The organism is bacterium (assembly GCA_021159335.1).
GTDB lineage: Bacteria > UBP14 > UBA6098 > B30-G16 > B30-G16 > JAGGRZ01.
The window spans coordinates 1-20,082 of the sequence record JAGGRZ010000087.1 but is presented as its reverse complement, the minus strand read 5'-3'; the positions used below and the strand labels follow the sequence as shown (position 1 = coordinate 20,082).

The window sequence follows — 20,082 nt, the reverse complement described above, 5'->3', positions numbered from 1 at the left end:
CGTTCCTTATTACAGGTTTGAGTAAAAACTTATATGCCCAGTCGCAATTAACCATCCCGTCACCATGACCGACAAAAAAACGCCTTCCGTCTATGAGAACTTCCTCGGCGCGACTGTGGATAATCATTCCAAGATAATCACTGAGAAAACCTGTCTTGCTTGCCCACCAATCGTGGTTCCCGCCGAAAAAATGAATTTCAACACCGCTCAAAGAAAGCTCCCTTAATTTGCACAATACATCGAAGTAAGCTGAAAAAACGACTTCCTTGTAATCGAACCAGAAATTGAAAAAGTCACCGAGGATAAAAAGTTTATCGCCATCAACGGAAACCATATCGAAGAACTTTGCGAGCAGTTTCCTCTTTCGATTCTCTTTCGCCTCATCCTCGGCACCAAGGTGAACATCGGATATGAAAAATGCCTTTGACATGAGGATAATCTTCGTTATTTAGTTTGAATTTAATATGATGGGAAAAATTTAGAAGTAAAAAATTAACAAACCCAAAAAAGGCAGGGTGTTAATTGACAGAACATGTCGAAATAATTTGTGTTGCCAATAACATTGGACGAAGCAAGAACCTGCGCCAAAGCTGGGGATTATCTTTCTGGATTAATACTCATGGTCATAAAGTCCTTTTTGACACATGCGATAATGGCAATGTGCTTTTAGGAAACATCAAAAGCCTTGGGCTTTCCCCCGAAACACTTTCAGCCATAGTAATATCACATCCTCATTGGGACCATGTGGGTGGACTTTCAACGATAACCAAACTGATCGCGCCCCAAACCCCCATATTCGTTCCGGGAAGCGCAACAGGAGCTTTAGCATCAGAGATTTTAAACGGCGTTGTGGTCGGTGCGGACTCCCCAAAGCAGGTGGTCGACGACATCTATGTTACAGGCGAGATAATGGGAAAATACTCCGGTATGCCAATGCCTGAGCAAGGTATGGTGATAAAAACCTCGAGGGGACTAATAATCCTTGCGGGCTGCTCACACCCGGGAATAGAAAACATTGTTAAGAAAGCTTCCTCATTATTCCCCGACGAACGCATTCACCTCGTTGCAGGCGGATTCCACCTTCTTGACAAAACTCGTGATGAAATCGAGGAAACGATAGAAAAACTTATTAATCTCGGTGTCGAAAGCATTGCACCCTCACACTGCACAGGTGCGCTTGCGATCGAGATGATGAGGCAACGCTGGGGCGAGAAATTCGTTAAACTCGCTTTGGGCGATAGGTTCATGGCTTAGGTTCAGGGAAATGTCCTACAAAAACGAGGAAAAAGAGCACTGGCTTTCTATGCTGGCACAGGTTCCCTCCGTTGACCTTCATTGTGATGCCCTATCAGCGGTTAAAAACGGGGCAAAACTCGCAGAAAGGCGAAATAAAGGGCATTTCGACCTTAAAAGAATGAAAGAAGGTGGATTATGGGTTGAGGTGCTTTCAATTTTTGTAAACCCACAATGGTATATAGGTGAGGCTCGCTGGCGAGCAGTAGAAAAACAATTAAGGAGACTTGAGGAAGCTCTTTCTGCATCTGATGAATGGCGGCTCGTCACCAACCCCAAAGATATAGAGAAAAACAAAAGCTCGGGAAAACGCTCTTTAATCCTCGAAATAGAAGGATTGCATCCTATAGAGGACAAGCCCGATAGGATACAGGAACTATGGGAAAGAGGCGTCAGAATATTCACCCTAACATGGAACAACAGCAACAGGTTCGCAACATCGTGCATGGACGAGGATGATGTAGGTCTTAAGCCGGATGGCAAAGAGATGGTAAAATCAATAACCAAAATGGGTGGAATCATCGACCTTTCCCACGCATCCGAAAAGACTTTCTTCGATGTTCTTGAGATGGGTATAATGCCCATATTAAGTCACTCGGCTTTGCGGAAGCACAAAAATTCCAAAAGAAACGCTACGGATGAAATGGTGCGTCAGCTTGGCGAGGTGGGCGGAATAATAGGAATAAACTTCTTCCCTGGATTCTTAAGCACAAAAAGCTACTCAAAGGTAACATCATTGGACATCATAAAACACATCGCTACAGCGTGTGAACTCGGCGGAGAGGATTTGGTCGCGCTCGGCTCTGATTTCGACGGCGTAAAACATCTGCCAAAAGACATCCCTGACGCAAGCTACTTCTGGGTTATAGCGAGGAATCTTTCACAAAATGGCTTTGAAAACGAAACTATTTTTAATATTATGGGCAGAAACTTCATAAATTTCTGGCAAAGGACTGCGAAATGACAGGCAAGCGCGCCCAAAAAGACAGAAAAGCACAAAAAGGCGAAAAAAGAGAACTTTTCATCCTGACGAAGGACTATATCGTCGCATATTGGATAACCTACACAAGCTACATCCTGGAATTTTTAATACTGATGCTTACCATAGGCTACGATTACAACTCACCCCTTTCTAATGTATGGCTTAAGCGTGGGGGACTTTTTTTGATGATTTTCGGCTGGTTAGTTTGGTATATCGGGCGAAAAAAGCTTGGGCATGAATCAGTGGATATAGACCCGCTCGGAGAGATCGCGCGAATATTGTTCCATTTTGGGGCACAGAAACCGCCAAGATACAAAAAGCCACTCGTTACCGACGGTATATACGCTATAACGAGGCATCCGCAATACTGGGGAACCGTGCTTTTCTACATAGGTCTTGCCATAGCTTTGGAATCAATACCTGGACTTATAGCAGCGTTCGTAATAGTTCTTCCAGCACACATATGGCGCGCAAAGGTCGAGGAGAAAATGATGATAAAATACTACGGCAAAAAATATATAGACTACATGCAAAAGGTGAAAATATGATCCGCCACATCGACCACACAGCAGACGACGGATACGAAATAATAGCTGACTCACTCGAGGAGCTTTTTTACGAGGCTGGTTACGAGCTTCTTGATATGCTTTACGACCGCAAAACCATAAGCGAGAAGGACGCAAAAGAAATAAATCTTGAGTCACCGTCACTCGACATACTGCTACACGATTTTCTTGCAGAGCTTCTCGAAATCGCACAATACCAGCTTTTCCCGATCAAAAGGATAGAAATAATTGAGCTAAGCGATCAAAAGCTGAGGGCAAAACTTTACGGTGAGCCGTTCGATCCAAAAAAGCATATGTTCAGGCTCGAGATAAAAGCGGTGACATATCACCAGCTTACTGTCAAAAAGCAGGGTGATAAGTGGTTCGGAAGGGTTATTTTTGATCTTTAAATTAATCCAGTTCATTCACTATAGAAAGAAAAGGAGGCAAGAATGGCGACAAAAATAGTGGAATGCGTGCCCAACTTCTCCGAGGGACGAGATAGGAAAGTAATAGATGAAATAGTTAAAGCCATAACCAGCGTTGAGGGAGTTGAGCTCAAAGATGTGGACCCCGGCGAGGCGACCAACAGGACAGTGGTAACATTCATAGGAGACCCTGATTCAGTAGTCGAAGCGGCTTTTCGCGCCATAAAGAAGGCGGCAGAATTAATAGACATGTCGAAACACAAAGGAGCTCATCCAAGAATGGGCGCTACTGATGTTTGTCCATTTGTGCCTGTTGAAGGCGTTACAATGGATGATTGCGTTGAGCTGGCTAAAAAGCTCGGAAAAAGAGTCGGAGAGGAACTTGGGATACCAGTTTACCTTTACGAATACGCTGCGACATCGCCAGAACGAAGAAACCTCGCAAATATTAGGCAGGGAGAATACGAGGCATTACCGCAAAAGCTCTCCGACCCAAAATGGAAACCAGACTTCGGCCCTGCTGAGTTCAACGATTGGGTCAAAAAGACCGGCGCAACAGTTATTGGCGCGAGAGAATTCTTGATCGCATACAACATAAACCTAAACACTAAAGAACGAAAGTATGCCACCGACATTGCCTTTGAGCTTCGCGAAAAAGGGCGCACGATAAGGAAGGGTAACATAAAACCATTTTATTTTAGGGGGGAGATTGTTCGCTATCAAAAGGGTTTCTTCCCGTGTGGCAACTGTGATTTTGTTGCGAAAAACTTAGACGAGCTCGAGGAACACACTAATTCCACTCATGGCTACTCAATAAAGCACATTCTCAATCTCTGGGGATACGACACCAGCGATGAGTCCAAGCTTTATGGAAGGGCTGCTAAAAAACCGGGGCTATTCACCCATTGCAAATCCATCGGCTGGTATGTGGATGAATACGGCATAGCGCAAATATCGATAAACCTTACTAACTACAAAATAACCCCACCACACTTAGTTCTCGAAGCGACGCGCAAACTTGCCGCTGAACGAGGATTGGTGGTAACGGGCTCAGAGGTGGTCGGACTGATACCCTATCAGGCAATGCTTATGGCGGGAAAGTATTACCTCGAGAAACAGCAGAAGTCAAAAGGTATACCGACAAAAGACATAATTGAGCTGGCGATAAAATCGATGGGGCTTCGCGATGTAGCCGAATTCGACCCTGAAGAAAAAATAATAGGTCTTCCGAAACTACCGGAGAATTCTCTCATGAAACTTGGCGCCAACGAATTTGCCGACGAGGTTTCCCGGGACTCGCCGGCACCCGGCGGTGGGTCAGTAGCAGCCTATGCTGGAGCACTTGGTGCAGCACTTGCCGCTATGGTAGCCAATCTTACCGCTAACACATATGAAAGCGAGGAAAGTTTTTCAGCCGCCACTGAGCTTGCCGAGAAAGCTCAATCCATAAAGGACAAGCTCATTATTGCCGTTGACGAGGACGCCAATGCGTTTAACGAGTACATGGAGGCACTAAGGCTGCCAAAAAGAACCGAAGAGGAAATAAAAGCTCGCAACGAAGCCATTCAAAACGGGCTCAAAAAAGCCGTTCGCGTACCGTTAAGAACAGCCGAACTATCATTAGAAGCAATGAGACTGGCACGAGAAATAGCCGAGATAGGAAACATAAATTCCGTTTCAGATGCTGGCGTAGGCGCTCAAATAGCATACACAGGGGTTATCGGTGGAATCCTCAATGTGCTCATAAACCTTGGCGATATCGAGGACGAAAAATTCGTAAACGACATGAAAGCACGCTGCGAGAAACTCGAAGAAGAAGCCAAAAAGCTCGTCCAAGAAACGCTTGAGCTGGTCAAAGAAAGGATTCGCAAGCTCTGGCAAAAAGGTTCGTGAAAATTACGCTGGGGGTAGGACCATGAGGTCTTTATCGCTTTTGATAATAGCATTACCCGCCCTGGCATTATGCTGGTTCTTTGTGCCTGGCGCATATTACGATGGAGATGACGGCTGGACAGGATACATTGCTCTTGGTGCCACTGGCGAGGATACACTGAAACCGAAACTGCCCTATTATCGGAAAAAAAGCGACACCACTTCCAGTGAAGGGACCATAATAACGAAATATCTCGCCCTCGAAGCTCGCTACGCTCCCGAAAGCAATGCCAAACGCGGTGAACTAAGATTTTACTACCCTTTGTTCGGGCTTTCAACGCGGTTTGAGGCAAAATACACGAACGCAAAAACCATCGACCCGAGGAAAATCGAGATTTACTTGCCAGACGCCGATGAACCCATAACGCCAAAAGAGCACCTCGAAGAGCTCTTCGTAAGACTTGAACAACGCTATCGGGCAGGAGTCGAAAGCTACTGGGGCTTTTTCGCTGATTACAGGCGCGGAAAATATAAAAGCGACTACCGCCTCACAATAGATGGTTTTGAAGAGGGCAAAGAGCAGCGAGAGTCAGAATATGTTGGCGGGGGCATATTTTTCGGCTACGATACGAGGAAAGGCGACATGGACCCCATAACGGGCTACGCATTCCATATCGAACTCTCAGGCGCTTACAGACTCACCGATTCAGCCAAGGCTGACTACATTAATTCAACCAAAACAAGTTCACCAAAAGCCACAGGCAACATTTATGTCGAACAGATACTATACACGCCATCCACAGCGCTTCCCGTGGAGATACCACTTCTTACGGTGCAGGCGCCAACTACTATGGCACTGAAGACTGCGATAGGTTATTATCCCAACGAGGTTCCGCAGATTTTGGCATATCGCGCCAACGATGGTCCACTGATGAGGGGATTGCCGCATAACAGACTTGCTGGCAATGCATTTTTCATTGTCTCACTCGATGTGAGAATACTGCCTATTGAAAGAATGTACACGCCTATTTCGCTTTTCCATCTCATCGCACCGCGGCTTATACCAGACATCCGCGGAGACCTCGAGGTGCTGATGTTCACCGACATAGGGAAATTCTGGGGCGCCAATCCAGAAAAGCAGGTCTACAGCTGGGGCGGTGGACTTGGAATGAAGTTAAGCAAACGACTCACGGTAAGAGCCGAGTTCGCGTGGAATTCCACATTCAATAAGTGGTCAACATACTTCTTCATAAGACCACCGTTCTGAACATGCACATTTACATTCACATTCCAGTATGCATAAGAAAGTGCAGATATTGCGCATTTTACTCCGTGCCGATTGAGGAAATAGACATCGAAGCGGTGATTTCCGCCATAAAAGCCGAACTCAGAATTTACTCAGAACACTTTAAGGGAAAAAGTTTTAAACCTCCGCCAACGCTCTATTTCGGCGGTGGAACGCCATCGCTTATACCACCAAAGCAAATAGCAAGCATTATCGAACTTGCAGGGCAACTACTAAGCATCGACAAGTTCAGCGAAATCACACTGGAAGCTAACCCTGAAACTATTACGGCGGATGTAGCCTCGCAATTGAAATCGGCGGGAATCAACAGAATAAGCATAGGCGTGCAGTCCCTCGACGACGAAATTCTAAGCTTTCTTGGACGAATCCATGATGCCAAAACTGCACTTGCGGCAATAGAAAACGCTGTAAAATCAGGCATCACCAGTGTTAACGCGGATATAATATACGCAACTCCATTTCACCGAAGACGCAAAATACTAAACGAGCTTGGGAAACTTATCGAACTTGGGGTTAATCACTTTTCGCTGTATTCACTTTCTGCCGAGCCTGGAACACCCCTTTACGAAGATGTCCAAAGTGGCAAGGTAGCTCTGCCCTCATCCGATGAGGCTTCAGAACAATATTTCACTATGCTCGACATGCTCGAAGGTTATGGTTTCTACCCTCACGAGATTTCCAACTTTGCGAGAATTGGCAACAAATGCATCCATAACATGGCATATTGGCTTGGCGAGCCATATCTCGGCATAGGTCCGTCGGCGCACTCCTATGACGGTGAGACACGCTGGGCAAACATTGATGATTGGAGAAAATATGCCACCATGGTCCTTGAAGGAGAAAAACCTCTGGCATTTTCCGAAAAATTAAGCAAATTTCAGAAAATTGAGGAGCTTGTAATGCTAAGATTGCGGCTTTCTGACGGAATAAATCTCGGCGAGCTTGAGGATAACACGAGGGATGCGATACTTGGTGCCGCAAAGGTGTTAATAGATGAAGGAGTGCTGGTTTACAACGGCAAAAACCTGTATCTTCCAAGGGAAAAGAGACTTTTAGCGGATGGCGTAGCGCTAAAAATAATCACAGCAATGAAAAATGGAACTAATTGAGCTGCTAAAACCTGAACTCATCCGACTGCGAGTGGATATAGAAGACAAATGGGAGCTTCTGCGATACTTGGCAGGTCTTCTGGCAAGCACAGGCGAGGTTAAGAACGAAGAGGAGCTTTACCAAGCGTTGCTCACCCGAGAAAAAACTATGTCCACCGGTATCGGAAGGCAAATAGCCATTCCGCACGCGACTACGAATTCTGTTGAAAAAATTATTCTTGCCGCTATAACGCTCAGAAAACCTATCGACTACGAATCATTCGACTTCGAACCTGTTAAAGTGGTTTTTTGCGTTGCCTCACCTGAAGAAAAACACAAAAATTACATGAAAATACTTTCTGATATAGCGAAACTTTTCTCCAAACATGCGCTGACAGCCGATGATTTGTGGAACGCAAACACACCTGAAGAATTCATAGATTTAATAGCAAAAGCTGAGGAAAAAGTAAGCTGATTCATTATTGGACCAGTATAACCTCGCCATCGGGGCACACGATGCAATTTTCGTACTCAGCAGGAACGAGCCTCGCACCCGGAAGAACAACGGAATCTTTAAGTTTTGCACCACTCGGCACGAATGCACCACCATTTATCGCCACAAAACCCTCAAATAACACTCCGTCCTCTACATGCGCAGTATCGGCGATGAAAACTTTTTTACCATTACTGGGATGGTGAGCCATACCGCGTAGTAATATGTCGCGATGTATTTCGTGAAAACTTTTGTGCGTACCAATGTCGCGAAAATAGCCGGTAGCTATTGCTGCTGCAACCTCACCCTTATTAACCCAAGGCGCGAGCGCGTCCACTAAATTTCGCTCCCCTTGAAAGCTTTCCAAAACTTCAGGCTCAAAAAAAGCCACACCTGAGTATGTCAGGCAATGACTGTATCCATCGCAATCAAAACCAGCGACCAACTCATCGTCAACCTTTACCTTCCGCGCGGTGTCGTCATCCACAAGAATAAGAGTTGCGGCTCTTCCGCGCTGGCGATGTACACTATATAACGCGCTCAGGTCGAAATCCTCGATAACATCTGCGTTGTGAATCAAAACTGTCGTTTTTGGTTTTACTTTCGCAGCCATGTTGGCGAGACCACCGGCAGTCCCAAGGATAATGGGTTCAACGATAACTTCAATATCACCGCCTTCACGCACAAAGTCAACAATCATCACTGATTTATGACAAGCATTAACGAAGACTTTTTGGACCCCAAAACTTTTGATTCTCTCCACAACAAGTCTGAGCGCCGGAATTCCCGCGACAGGGACTAAAGCCTTTGGCATAAAATTAGTGATAGGAGCAAGTCTTTTCCCCAGTCCGGCAGCCAGCACAAATGCATATTCAGGAAAGTCGCGCATGGATGTAAACCTTTCTTGATTTTACCCTGAGGTTAACTTTCACGCATAAATCACCCACGCAGGCACAAGCGACCAGAAAAGATAATTTCCGAATTCCTCGTGAGGCTCATCCACACCAAGAATCAAGTCGAGATACATAAACAGCGGAAAGTTCCCATTTCCATCACCGAGTCTCCAGAAACGTTTAAGCGCGTCCTCTTTGGCCACTTTTCTTCGTTTTTTCACCTCACTGCTCCAGTCTTCGCGCCCTGAAAATACTGCTTTTGCGCTATCGTGAGCCCAAGCATAAATGTCCACAGCAGCATAATCGCAAACCCTCAGGTGAAACTTAGCCGACCTATCATCTTCTGGCGGGTCACCCCTAAAGGTAAACTGCGATAGCGGTTTGATAACCTCTGCAGCCCGTCGTGAAAGCAAAATCATGGGCGTTGCGAATGCCGAGGCAAAAGCCACACACTCAACAGCAGATGTTGGGACACCAATCCTATCTGCGATACCATCGAGGAAATCGGGAAACTCAAAAGGATGCTTTATGTATCTTATTTTGCCCTTTTGAGGTATCTTGTCCCAAAGTTTGGGAGGAACACCAAGTTCTCTGTAACGAAAATGCTTTACCAGCCAGCTTATAGCATCATCCTCGCTTTCGTCGCCCAAGCCAAAAAGCATTCCACGCAAATTCTTAACGAGTGCGATGTATTCAGGGTTAAGCATTAGCTATCAATGATACTAAGAGGGTTAACATCAGTCATGCCGATTCTTACTGCGTGCTCGAACTGATGTCGCCACGGAACATTCGGATGCACCCTATCGAAAACATGCGCACCCACAAGCTTTATAGATTCAGCATCAACAATAACGGGGTCAAAGCCAGCAACAAAACCCACATCATCGTGCACCACATGAGCCTCGCCGGGCAAACAATCGCAATCTTTGGTTACTTTAAGCAGTGCATTTATCACCACCGAACGGTCCTTTATCATGTTCCACACCGCGGCGGCGGTCTCGACGAGACGCTCCTGAAACACGCGCTTATCTATCTCCCACATCACCCTAAGCGCCACAGCAGGACACATAGCTATGCATTGCGCATCGCCAATGCACGCATTAAGGTCAAATTCAGGATAGCCATCCTCGCCCCATCGGGCAGCCCCCACAGGACAAACCTCAATGCAAACACCACATTGTGTGCACTTCTCTTTGTTAAGCTGAGGATGGGCGTCCGAATGCATCCTTTGCTTCTGTGCCCGCGACGCGAAACCCATGGAAATGTTTTTCATAGCGCCGCCGAAACCCGACGCCATGTGCCCCTTGAAGTGTGAAAATATAACGAATCCATCAGCCTGATTTATTATCGATGCAACCTCTACAGACTGAAAATTGGGGTATCCTACCTCGACCACAAAAACATCTCGACCACCCAACCCATCACCTATAACGACCGGACAACCGAGCCTATCGGGGGTATAGCCATGCTCGTATGCTGTTTGAAGAGAATCCACACCGTTGCGCCGTCCTCCCGAATAAAGAACCGTGGTATCAACAACGAACGGTTTCGCACCCTGCTCCTTAAGCCACGAAGCTACCAACGCCGCATAATCAGGTGGAAGATAGCTTTCGTTGCCTCGCTCACCCCAGTGAAGTTTTATTCCGACTACATCACCTTTCTTAAAAAAGCCATCAAACTTCCCAAGTATTCTTTTCAACGCTTTCAGGTTTTCCTCAACGCTCTTACCTGACGGCTCAAAAAAAACATCTTTTGTCCTTACCATACCCATTTTTATTTACGCTTTCTTCTTGACACAAAATACGCCACGGAACGATTCCATGTTCTTTCTTCCTCGTCGGTGAAAAAGCACGCTGGTAACTCACCGCGCGAACGATGATACGCTATACAAAGGCAGCACCGCCCTTTCTTATCGCATGGCTCGTAAGTGCAATTGCACCTCGCAAGATTGTTTTCGTATTCAGGACACTCCATAGCAAAACCTCCTTTTAATTTCAACTCCGTCACATATCGATTGCATTGTATAAATTTTGTTCATGCCCTCGTTCGCTCAAGAGTTTTGTTGATTTTTCCTGACTTATGCCTTGCCCACTGAGTTTTTATGTAACCAGCTACAACATTTAAATGAGCACGGCTTACCGATACTATTCCATAACCATCATCCCATCTTGGCGGTGACTTTACGGCCATTTGCTCAACCAAAAATATCTTTATCTGTCTTTTAAGAAGCTCCACCAGCGCTCCCGGCGCCACACCAGACATAAGCTTTACCAGCATGTGAATATGATCCTCAAGCACAGCCACAGCAAGCGGTTTGTAGCCGAAATCGTCGCCATGTTGCAAAAGATAGCGCTCCAATATCTTCTGTGTCGCCTTGTTCATTCTTTCCGAGTCAGCCGCCACACGCCAGATGAGGTGACAGTATATTTCTGAAAATCCGAGTGGCATAGAAATTAAACTCAGGTAAACAGCGATAAACGGAATTTATGCGTGCCTATTCACCGTTTACTTTATCAGAACTGCACGCCTAATTATTGTCTTACTTCCGCTCTGAATCCGAACGAGATAAATACCGGATGGCTCATCTGACATATCCAGATTTACACTTAACGCTTCGTTTAACCTGAGTGAACGAGTTAGCCTACCTGTGATGTCATAAACATCAAGCCTGCCAGTAAAGGGTGCGCTGAAAACAATTCTTGTGGTGGCGTTAAATGGATTCGGCGCAATGTCTATTTCAAGCTTCCTTGGAACCCTCTCCGCAACACCCGACCCAAAAACGGCAGAATCCACATTCGATGGTAGCGATGCCAGCGAGTCTTCGTAAAATGCCACGGCGCGATAGTAATAGCTTCCTCGAGCATCAATGCTGTCGTCAACGAAGGTGTATGGCGCCCCAACAAGTTCCCCTATAACCTTGCCCATTGTAGCTGCAAATGCCGAGCGATAAATTTTAATCGCAGTAAGCCTGTGACCGCTAACCGTGGAAGGCGGAGGAGTAACATTAATCGTTGCTGAATCCCCGATTCTCATCACTCTAATACTCGGAGAAGGTATCAACGAAAGGTTGAATGAAAGCTCATAGTTTGCGTTTGAATCCACACTTATTGTGGTTTCCTGCGGGAAGAAACCGGGGCAAAGAGCAGTGAAAGTCAACTCACCTGTATCCACCGGGGTGAAAACAAACCATCCGTCCTGATCGAGCTTAACAATGTTTCCCCTGCTCGTTACAAGCATCAACCCATCAGGTGGCACCCTTCCTGCAGCCCTAATAGTCCCGGTAACGCGACCCCACTTGCTTCTTGTGGTGAAAAGAATTGCTCTCCCGAAATCGAGCAACCCCTTGGTAGTTGCAGGATACCTGTGGCAGAAAGCGTACTCAAGCCCTATCCGCTTGTTAGGATGCTCAATGCCCACAGTGCAGTAATGCTCAAGGTTATCCTGATCGTGAATGTCTTTGTATTGGAACAAAAGCATCGCATCGCCGGTTGGGGTGGGATAGTGAGCGGGGTCGTAGAAAACGACTTCGAACGAGTTCGCCATGGAAAAGTGCGTATGATAAACGCTGTCCCACTCGACAACGAACAGATGGTTTAATGAATCGTAGAATGTATAAGCTTCCCCACGGTCACCATCGAGGTCATCCCAGAACGGCGCGATCATGCCGAACGGTCCACCGGCTGAGGGTATTGGCTGATTAACGAAGTCAATGTGCCAGTACGGGAGACTACCGCCGAGATAAATCCAGCCGTTGTCGGAAAATGTTATCCTGTCGTAGGTTTCGCCGTAGAATTTTATCGGAAAAGGCAAAGCAACCTCAACCGTTATGTCGTCATACATGGGGTAAAATGTCGCCGTATAATCGGAATGACTAAACCAGTCAAACACGGGCGCAAAAGAAGAACTATCACCGTCTTCGTAGGCGAAATAACCGTAGTAGTCAGGTCCAGTAGGCGATGTTGCAAGGGTTCCGGGGGTTGGCACGAAATATTTGCCCAAGAAACGGTAGTCATCACCGTCTTTGATGTAAAACTCTATCGGCGCGCCGGCACCGCTTGGCGCACTCTCCGCGAGTCGAACTAAAATAGGTGAATCAGGATACCCCGGCACTGTATGCCCCACTCTTGGTAAAATTTTGGTAAAATTCCTCAAATAAACGAGCCCGCTCGGCGATAATGCCACCAAAACGAGCGAATCAACGACTCCTTCGTTCTCGTTAACCACAAAGGGTGTAATCTCACCGGTCTCGCCCGGCTCAAGAACCCCATCCCCGTCGCCGTAGAGCGTGTCCGAGAAGAAAACTGGATACAAAGACAGTTTGACATGATTCACGGGAACTCTAATCTGGTGCACAATGGGATGGAAATCAGCGGGATAAAGCGTAAGCCAGCAGGAAATGAATTTCTTGTCCATAAAACTATTCTTCATTGAAGCCTCGAAGCGAAGCCAATGAACCCTACTTGATGAGTCGAATTCGCAAAGCGTGGAGTTAAGCACAAGGTTATCATCAAGGGACTGAAGAGTAGCAAAGCCAGATACATCCCTGTTGAAACTCACTTTTACCGCTATCTGAAAATGTTCCCCGAGGTCAGCGATACCGTTATTGTTGCCGAAATAGGGTGCTATCGTCGAATCGTTAATGATAACCGTATCCACGAGAGAAACAACCTTCTCGAGGGTATCGTGTAACGGAAAAGTATCGACATATGGGAGGAACTGGTCTGCGGTAACGGTAAGAACCAGTGTGTCTATTACTTCATACGATGGCACGGGCAATATCGCCTTGCCCAATGGATTGGTTCTTTCAATGTGGAAGAACTCATCGTGCAAGTTAATAAGTGTCACAACGGCATCGGAGACTGGTCCTGTGGAATCGCGAACATTAACCTCGATGTAGCCGCCGCCAAAACCAATGTCGCTTCTGGTAACATCGAGCGTGTCGGGGATTGTAACCCACACTCTCAAGCCGGGGTCACCGAGCATGTTGTAGGTATTGTAATACTTCCTTATGCTCGATGTCCAATCTATGAGGGAATTGTAAAGATTAGCCTTGCTCATAAAGAAAGCCTGTCCGAACCTGTGGAGCCTGTGCTCAAATAGAGCCTCATAGAACCCCACATTAATTGGATTATTGTATCTCGTATGAGTGCCGTGGTCGGTAGTTCCGTAAAATGCTACACCACCTCTTGGCTGCCTTGGCGAGCCAACCCTGAACCATGCTTCGCAGAAGTATGTTCCCGAACCGCCGTAATCACCTGTTCCACAAACTATAGATGTTACTATCGGAGTCTTATAAGTGTTATTAAGCGCCAGAACATTGGAAACCCTGTAATACGGTTCATACCACCCAGCCGAACCTGCCCAGCCACGATAATCTATTATCCCCACTCCAGCGTTTATCACATCAGTTATCCTTGATGAAGGAATGTGCATGGTCGATGACTGGAAAAGGGTGTCAAAGTGAGTAAAACCATGTCTCATGGCTATTTCCGCAACCCAAAGCGTATTAAACGGCGGCGATATAGCATGAAGATAGGTCGAAACGCAAAGCCCCTTAAGCATCCAATCCCCGACCCTGACATCGCGTTCGTAGTAAATTTGCTTCGCGAGCATAGAGCGCGCCTCGAAAACATTGGCACAAACATATCTGCCAACTATAACATCAGGTATGAAATCAGTGCCAACAAGCGTGGAATACGGATGGTCCGATGTGTAGCGTGAATATCCATAGTCGGGAATTCTCGAATCGTCGCCTATAAGAATAACAAGGTCGGGGCGAGGATACCAGTTGTCATAGGCATCCTTTATGAAGTTTTTAATGTTGTCCTTGCCCGAGCCAGTTTGAGAAGGATACATAGCTGTGTAAACATAGAAGCCACATTGCTTTCTCCATTTCACCCACTTTTGCGCTTCCGAATAGTAATCATCATAAATTATCGCGAGGTAAACTCCCTCATAAGGTTGCTGGGGCTTTGGAAGGCTTTCCGCATTGACAACTATCGACGAAAGCATGTCGTAGAAAATCCGTGAATCGGTATCTATGTGGCCTAATGGCGCATCGAAGTTAACCGTAAGCTGAAGCTTTTTTATCAGAATAAGATTGTTTCCTACTTTCTGTGCAGATGCCACTCTTATCGCCCACAAATCCGCAAATCGAGCAGTCCCAAAGCGTTCGAGCCATACCACATCGTCAGGAAAAACATTGCCCACCTCAGTTGACGGGACAGAGTAATCAACTTCGCCCGACTCGAAAACTGGTTGGGGCACCTCAGGCACCGAAACTCCCACAAGAGTCTCTGAACTAATTACTCTAAACTTAACGAAAGCCTCGGCATCTATAGGAGTAACGAAAAGCCTTGAGGTAACAGGAATATTGGGCAACCCAGGTATAGCAAACGATGCATCCTCCATATTAAGCACAACATGCCCATCCTGGTCGTAGCTCACCTCACCTTGAAACATCACTTCAGCATGAAACCCTGTCGAGAAAGAATTAATACTCCATTCGGCTCCCCAGATAACACTTATAGAAACCAAAAAAATAGTAAACCATGCCCCTTTCACGAGAAAACCTCCCCTGCTTTCGTTCATGCGAAACACCGACATAATATCAGAGTTTCAAATACTACCTCCCAGCGAAAGCAATTTTTGCCTTACTGACTGTAAATTTGATGCATCGGGATATTTTTCAAGAATTTCCGAGAAAATTTTCGTAGCCTTAGCATTCTCCCCTGCTTTCACATAACGATCTGCTATGATTTCCATAGCAAGCGGAGCGTAAAAGCTTTCAGGAAACTTTTCGACAAGCTCATATAGCGTCTCATACGCCAAGCTGTCATTCATAGTAAGCTGACATTGAGCCTTTTTCCAGTAAATCATGTCCATAATACCTTCCGAAGCACCTTTTTTGGTCAACTCGTTGAACTTGTCAAGTGCCGCTGCCGTATCGTGCGTGAACATGTCAAATAAAGCCTCTCTAAGCTGTTTTACGCCATCTTCTGCCTCCTGCAAAACGAGCAAATACTCAACACCGTCATTAGCGAACCTGCTATCTGGATACTTTCTTATTGCGGCATGAAGCGCCATTTCCGCCGTATCGTCAACCCCAGCAAAAAACATGTTGAAGGCATAAAGATAGAAAAGCTCATCACTCCGTTTGTAAACATTTAGCGCTTTCACAAGATAGCTTTTCGCTTCATCGAACTTCCTTTCACACATGCGAATTTTGGCCATAAGCACGGCAACCTGCTCGGGAATCGTGCGCCTATACATCGGAAATGCTCCAAGCGCTTTTTCGGCTGCCTTCGTATCGTGAAGATTCTCAAGGTAAATCTCGGCAAGTAGTATTGCTGCTTCGCCCTTAAGCTGAGGGATGCCGGAGTCGAGTATATTCTCAAGTATTTTTGCCGACTCCCTGAATTTCCCGAGACCTCGCAACGCCTTGGCTTCAAATATCGGTACCCTCGATTTTAGACTCGCGCAATTTATCTCGTCAACCCTTTTCGTGGCGTCATATGCGACCTCGAATTGCTTCTTTTTGAGCATATCGACGATAAATGTAGCAAGCAGATTCCCACGCCTCGACGGCTCTCGCGATTTCTCCGCCTCAACTATAGCATCGAGTGCCTTATCATATTCGCCAAGCTGCTGTTCCACCACCGATATAAGTCTCCATGTCTGCCAACGCCTTACATCCGTGGAAAAAAGTGCATTAAGCGCCTTTTTAAGCGACCTAAGCTCGTCCGGTGTCCTGTCACCAATGCTCAGTCTGCGCTCGACCTCGATAAATCTATCGGGATATTTTTTAAGGAATAGCGTATATTCTTTGACAGCACCGCTGAAGTCACCTTTGATCTCGTAAAGCCTTGCTAAATCGAGGGAAAGAAATGTATTGTCCTTAAGCGACTTTCGCGCCTTTTTTATAAACTTTATATCCTCATCTATATACCCACGAGAACTAAGCATCCCGTGAATCCTCACCACCATCGGTTGGTTATACGGGTCAAGCTTCATTGCTTTTTCCACGGCATCCATAGCCTCGCTCGACTTTCCCTGCGCGAGAAGGCATTCCGCCATGTCAACCCACAAATCGGCGCTGTCCGGATTCGCAAGAACCATGGAATTAAGTATTCGCACCGCGCCATCGTAATCTTTAAGCCCCTTATATGCCTCAACGAGAAGCCCCTGAACCTTTATGTTTCCGGGATCAGCAAGCAGAAGGCGCTCCAGAACCTCTTTCGCTTCCTCGTATTTGCCTATTACTAAATATCTCTGGGCAAGCTCAAGGTCGTGCTGGCTCGTAGCAAAACAATAGCCAACAAGAAAAACCAGAATCAAGGCTATCAAGAATTTGAGATTAATGGTTCCAATCATGTTCTCATAGCAAACAATAAAATTAGGGCATGGATTAGTGCCCATGCCCATCAGTTATGCATGATTTAATCATTACTTTCTGCGTCTTTGGAATTCTTCTTCTCCTTGCCCTCTTTCGACTTCTCCCATCTATCGTAAGCGAGGATTATTTCCTGAACAAGCGGATGCCTTACGACATCGCGTTCGGTAAGGTAAACAAATTCTATGCCGGGGATATCTTGAAGTATCCCCTGCGCATTCACAAGCCCCGACATAGACCTATCGGGAAGGTCTATCTGGGTTACATCACCTGTAATGATAGTTTTGGAGTTCATGCCCAATCTCGTCAAAAACATTTTCATCTGGCGTATAGTCGTGTTCTGCGCCTCATCAAGTATAATGAACGAGTTGTTAAGCGTTCTTCCGCGCATGTAAGCCAACGGTGCTATTTCTATTATTCCCGTTTCAATGTGTCTTTCCACCTGCCCTCTGGGGAACATTTCGTAAAGGGCATCGTAAAGCGGTCTGAGGTATGGGTCGACCTTTTCCTTCATATCGCCCGGCAGAAAACCGAGCTTCTCGTCAGCTTCCACAGCAGGACGAACGAGAATTATTCTATCAATGCGCCGCTCTCTTAGGAATCGCACTGCACACGCAACGGCAAGATAGGTTTTACCAGTCCCCGCAGGACCTATAGCAAAAACGAGGTCGGACGAAAATATAGCCTGCACATAACGCTTTTGACCCTCGCTTCTCGGACGAATAGGCACACGGCGATTGGTCATTATTATCCTGTCATCATCTGGAACTGCGGCAGCTTCCTCGCCCTTTATCATTCTTATGGCATACTGAAGCATTTGCTCGGAAACTATCCCTCCAGAGGCGAGATGTTGAATCATGTCCTCGAAAAGCTCCTTAACCTGAAGCGCAGGCTTCTCCTCACCGTAAATCTGTATCTCGTCACCTCTGGCAACGATTCTTACTGGGAACTCGAGCTCTATCTCTTTAACGAATGCACCGCTCTGACCAAAAAGCTGCCTCTGGTCTATCCCGACTGTGGAAACCCTGTAAGGCTTCCTCGAATATGTTATCTTCTTAGCTCCTCCCATTTTTCTATACTTGCCTCCTAAAGTTTATTTTTTCGTCACTATACTATATGGCTATTTGCGCATAAATCAAGTAGATATTGACAAATGCGCCTAATATGGACGGAAAATGCCTCTTTACACCTGCCACTTCAAGGCTTCCAGTAACAAATATTGTTGTATGGACATCTTTTGCAATAATCCTTTTTATCAGGTGGCATAAAATCCGAGTGAAAAAGTTTGTCAAGACTTTCCTCGATTTTGGCGAGCCTTCCGCCAGTCAGCTCCTCCACAGCGGAAAATGGTAATTCCTGAATTTCCAAATCACCCCACCTAAGCATTCGCGCTATATATTTACCTACATCCACCCTGAAACCTAACCTCACCAACATCTCAGCGTAAGCCTGAAGTTGAAATTCCTTACCTGCTACAGTCTCAACTTTGCCTTTTCTGAACGGCAAACTGCCCGTCTTGTAATCAACAAGTGATACATTAAGGCTTTTTTGCCCAATGTCCACCCTGTCTATGCGCCCTCTTACCGATAGCTCTTCACCATCCACCATAAAGTCAAGCTCCACGCCAACCTCGAAACCCACAGGTATCCGCGGAATCCCGTCGTCGTATTGGATAAGCATCGGTATGAGCTTAACAAGTCTGTCAATGCTTACTTTCTCCTTCACCTCAGTCTCATAAATCAAAAGCGCAGGTTCCTCCTCCCACAACTTTTCGAATTCGGCGAGGACCAACTCGTTAAGTCTTTCAGCTTCCTGCCATAATTCGTCAGCGGAAAAAGCAAAGCTATCGTATAGTCGCATAAAATTTCTCTCGTCCCGAAGTCCGAATGCCTCCACGAATTCCCTTAAATTATCAAAAGTAAAGTCTTTCCCACCTACTCCAAAATGCGGGGCATCGAAAACCTTACCGAATCTTTCCACAAAGAATTTTCTTAACGCTTCATGAAATGCGGAACCCAACGCTGCAGGTTCTGGTTCGAGAGCGACTTCCACAGGCTGAGGCTCACCGACGACCCTTTCAAACCAGAATCTTATCGGGCAATTGAAAAAGGTCTCAAGCTCTCTTATCGTAACCCCACGAGTGATTGTATCTCGCCTTAATCGTTCTATGTCTTCCGCATCAAGCTTTTCTGATAAGGGGCGAATAAGATATGGTGACTTCTTTTTATCATAGCCTCTCTTTATTAATTCCCATAGCTCCAAAGTTTTTTTCTCCGCGATTTTCGGTTCATAGCCTAATGAACGCATTATCTCGTCTATAGGGTGACATATGGCAAGCTCACGCTCTCCATCCGATTCAGGGATGCTTAATACAATTCTTTCTGCGAGCAACAATGTTTCAAGCAAAGCGAGACGGCTAACCTCAACGCGGTCCGAAACAAAAGGCAAAAAGCTCGTGTAGTCTTCGTCAAGTATAGGATTGTAAACATGCCGCAGAGGAAAATTATCCCTGTGAAAACCTATGAAAAACGCCAAGCGCGGCAAAGTTCCTCTCGCTTGAAGAACTCTTGTAAGCCTTACCCCAGAAAGCTTTCTTTCCTCTCGCTCAGGAGCGAATAAGGACGCAATAATCTCGACTATCTCGTAGCCCGAAAGCTTCGAGCCTGCATAAATCCTCTTAAGTTCCCCAACCAACTCCAAAAGCTTGCTCCACTGCGCGCGTAGTTCGCCCGATTCGTCCAGCTTCAGAATCTCTTTTACACGAAAAACTTCTTCTATTAACTTCAAAAC

At 46.1% G+C, this 20,082-nt stretch carries 18 protein-coding genes; 8 read left to right on the top strand and 10 right to left on the bottom strand.

Annotated elements, in window-relative coordinates:
• A partial coding sequence (locus J7J62_05315; GenBank protein MCD6124572.1) for a UDP-2,3-diacylglucosamine diphosphatase occupies nucleotides 1-430 on the bottom strand: 430 nt, incomplete at its 3' end.
• Nucleotides 431-522: 92 nt separating this feature from the next.
• On the opposite strand from J7J62_05315, the gene J7J62_05310 reads away from it, so the two are divergent.
• Genes J7J62_05310 through J7J62_05275 form a run of 8 tightly spaced genes read left to right on the top strand, consistent with a single transcriptional unit; the run spans nucleotide 523 to nucleotide 7,989 of the window.
• A complete protein-coding gene (locus tag J7J62_05310; protein ID MCD6124571.1) occupies nucleotides 523-1,254 on the top strand; it encodes an MBL fold metallo-hydrolase in 732 nt (243 codons plus the stop codon).
• Nucleotides 1,255-1,264: 10 nt separating this feature from the next.
• A complete protein-coding gene (locus J7J62_05305) occupies nucleotides 1,265-2,257 on the top strand; it encodes a membrane dipeptidase (protein MCD6124570.1) in 993 nt (330 codons plus the stop codon).
• Nucleotides 2,254-2,823, top strand: a complete 570-nt coding sequence (locus J7J62_05300) for an isoprenylcysteine carboxylmethyltransferase family protein (protein ID MCD6124569.1) — start codon at nucleotides 2,254-2,256, stop codon at nucleotides 2,821-2,823. Before J7J62_05305 ends, J7J62_05300 begins: the two co-directional genes overlap by 4 nt.
• The gene (locus J7J62_05295; GenBank protein MCD6124568.1) at nucleotides 2,820-3,230 is read left to right on the top strand and encodes an archease; all 411 of its coding nucleotides are present in this window, start codon (nucleotides 2,820-2,822) and stop codon (nucleotides 3,228-3,230) included. Before J7J62_05300 ends, J7J62_05295 begins: the two co-directional genes overlap by 4 nt.
• Nucleotides 3,231-3,272: 42 nt before the next feature.
• Nucleotides 3,273-5,141, top strand: coding sequence for a glutamate formimidoyltransferase (gene ftcD / locus J7J62_05290; protein MCD6124567.1), 1,869 nt, complete (start codon nucleotides 3,273-3,275; stop codon nucleotides 5,139-5,141).
• 22 nt (nucleotides 5,142-5,163) lie between these two features.
• On the top strand, nucleotides 5,164-6,387 hold the full coding sequence (locus J7J62_05285; protein MCD6124566.1) for a hypothetical protein: 1,224 nt from the start codon (nucleotides 5,164-5,166) through the stop codon (nucleotides 6,385-6,387).
• Nucleotides 6,351-7,535, top strand: a complete 1,185-nt coding sequence (gene hemW / locus J7J62_05280) for a radical SAM family heme chaperone HemW (protein ID MCD6124565.1) — start codon at nucleotides 6,351-6,353, stop codon at nucleotides 7,533-7,535. Before J7J62_05285 ends, hemW begins: the two co-directional genes overlap by 37 nt.
• Nucleotides 7,522-7,989, top strand: coding sequence for a PTS sugar transporter subunit IIA (locus J7J62_05275; protein MCD6124564.1), 468 nt, complete (start codon nucleotides 7,522-7,524; stop codon nucleotides 7,987-7,989). The genes hemW and J7J62_05275 overlap by 14 nt, the downstream gene beginning before the upstream one ends.
• 4 nt (nucleotides 7,990-7,993) lie before the next feature.
• On the opposite strand, the gene J7J62_05270 is transcribed toward J7J62_05275, so the two are convergent.
• The 9 genes from J7J62_05270 to J7J62_05230 form a co-directional block, all read right to left on the bottom strand.
• On the bottom strand, nucleotides 7,994-8,896 hold the full coding sequence (locus J7J62_05270; GenBank protein MCD6124563.1) for an NDP-sugar synthase: 903 nt from the start codon (nucleotides 8,894-8,896) through the stop codon (nucleotides 7,994-7,996).
• A 39-nt stretch (nucleotides 8,897-8,935) separates the two neighbouring features.
• Nucleotides 8,936-9,607: a hypothetical protein gene (locus J7J62_05265; protein ID MCD6124562.1), complete on the bottom strand. Its 672-nt coding sequence runs from the start codon at nucleotides 9,605-9,607 to the stop codon at nucleotides 8,936-8,938.
• Nucleotides 9,607-10,665: a DUF362 domain-containing protein gene (locus J7J62_05260; protein ID MCD6124561.1), complete on the bottom strand. Its 1,059-nt coding sequence runs from the start codon at nucleotides 10,663-10,665 to the stop codon at nucleotides 9,607-9,609. The genes J7J62_05265 and J7J62_05260 overlap by 1 nt, the downstream gene beginning before the upstream one ends.
• An 8-nt stretch (nucleotides 10,666-10,673) precedes the next feature.
• Nucleotides 10,674-10,874: a hypothetical protein gene (locus tag J7J62_05255; protein ID MCD6124560.1), complete on the bottom strand. Its 201-nt coding sequence runs from the start codon at nucleotides 10,872-10,874 to the stop codon at nucleotides 10,674-10,676.
• Nucleotides 10,875-10,934: 60 nt separating this feature from the next.
• On the bottom strand, nucleotides 10,935-11,348 hold the full coding sequence (locus tag J7J62_05250) for a transposase (GenBank protein ID MCD6124559.1): 414 nt from the start codon (nucleotides 11,346-11,348) through the stop codon (nucleotides 10,935-10,937).
• A gap of 57 nt (nucleotides 11,349-11,405) precedes the next feature.
• Complete coding sequence (locus J7J62_05245; GenBank protein MCD6124558.1) at nucleotides 11,406-15,491, bottom strand: T9SS type A sorting domain-containing protein; 4,086 nt, start codon at nucleotides 15,489-15,491, stop codon at nucleotides 11,406-11,408.
• 27 nt (nucleotides 15,492-15,518) lie between these two features.
• The gene (locus tag J7J62_05240) at nucleotides 15,519-17,273 is read right to left on the bottom strand and encodes a tetratricopeptide repeat protein (protein ID MCD6124557.1); all 1,755 of its coding nucleotides are present in this window, start codon (nucleotides 17,271-17,273) and stop codon (nucleotides 15,519-15,521) included.
• A gap of 65 nt (nucleotides 17,274-17,338) precedes the next feature.
• On the bottom strand, nucleotides 17,339-18,361 hold the full coding sequence (locus tag J7J62_05235; protein ID MCD6124556.1) for a PhoH family protein: 1,023 nt from the start codon (nucleotides 18,359-18,361) through the stop codon (nucleotides 17,339-17,341).
• A gap of 128 nt (nucleotides 18,362-18,489) precedes the next feature.
• The coding region (locus J7J62_05230) for a PD-(D/E)XK nuclease family protein (GenBank protein MCD6124555.1) at nucleotides 18,490-20,082 on the bottom strand (1,593 nt) is incomplete at its 5' end.

Coding starts and splice junctions, on each gene's coding strand:
- J7J62_05250 (MCD6124559.1), bottom strand. CDS start 11,348: ATGCCACTCGGATTTTCAGAAATATACTGTCACCTCATCTGGCGTGTG.
- J7J62_05265 (MCD6124562.1), bottom strand. CDS start 9,607: ATGCTTAACCCTGAATACATCGCACTCGTTAAGAATTTGCGTGGAATG.
- ftcD (MCD6124567.1), top strand. CDS start 3,273: ATGGCGACAAAAATAGTGGAATGCGTGCCCAACTTCTCCGAGGGACGA.
- J7J62_05305 (MCD6124570.1), top strand. CDS start 1,265: ATGTCCTACAAAAACGAGGAAAAAGAGCACTGGCTTTCTATGCTGGCA.
- J7J62_05270 (MCD6124563.1), bottom strand. CDS start 8,896: ATGCGCGACTTTCCTGAATATGCATTTGTGCTGGCTGCCGGACTGGGG.
- J7J62_05285 (MCD6124566.1), top strand. CDS start 5,164: ATGAGGTCTTTATCGCTTTTGATAATAGCATTACCCGCCCTGGCATTA.
- J7J62_05300 (MCD6124569.1), top strand. CDS start 2,254: ATGACAGGCAAGCGCGCCCAAAAAGACAGAAAAGCACAAAAAGGCGAA.
- J7J62_05255 (MCD6124560.1), bottom strand. CDS start 10,874: ATGGAGTGTCCTGAATACGAAAACAATCTTGCGAGGTGCAATTGCACT.
- J7J62_05240 (MCD6124557.1), bottom strand. CDS start 17,273: ATGATTGGAACCATTAATCTCAAATTCTTGATAGCCTTGATTCTGGTT.
- J7J62_05245 (MCD6124558.1), bottom strand. CDS start 15,491: ATGAACGAAAGCAGGGGAGGTTTTCTCGTGAAAGGGGCATGGTTTACT.
- J7J62_05275 (MCD6124564.1), top strand. CDS start 7,522: ATGGAACTAATTGAGCTGCTAAAACCTGAACTCATCCGACTGCGAGTG.
- J7J62_05260 (MCD6124561.1), bottom strand. CDS start 10,665: ATGGTAAGGACAAAAGATGTTTTTTTTGAGCCGTCAGGTAAGAGCGTT.
- J7J62_05235 (MCD6124556.1), bottom strand. CDS start 18,361: ATGGGAGGAGCTAAGAAGATAACATATTCGAGGAAGCCTTACAGGGTT.
- J7J62_05295 (MCD6124568.1), top strand. CDS start 2,820: ATGATCCGCCACATCGACCACACAGCAGACGACGGATACGAAATAATA.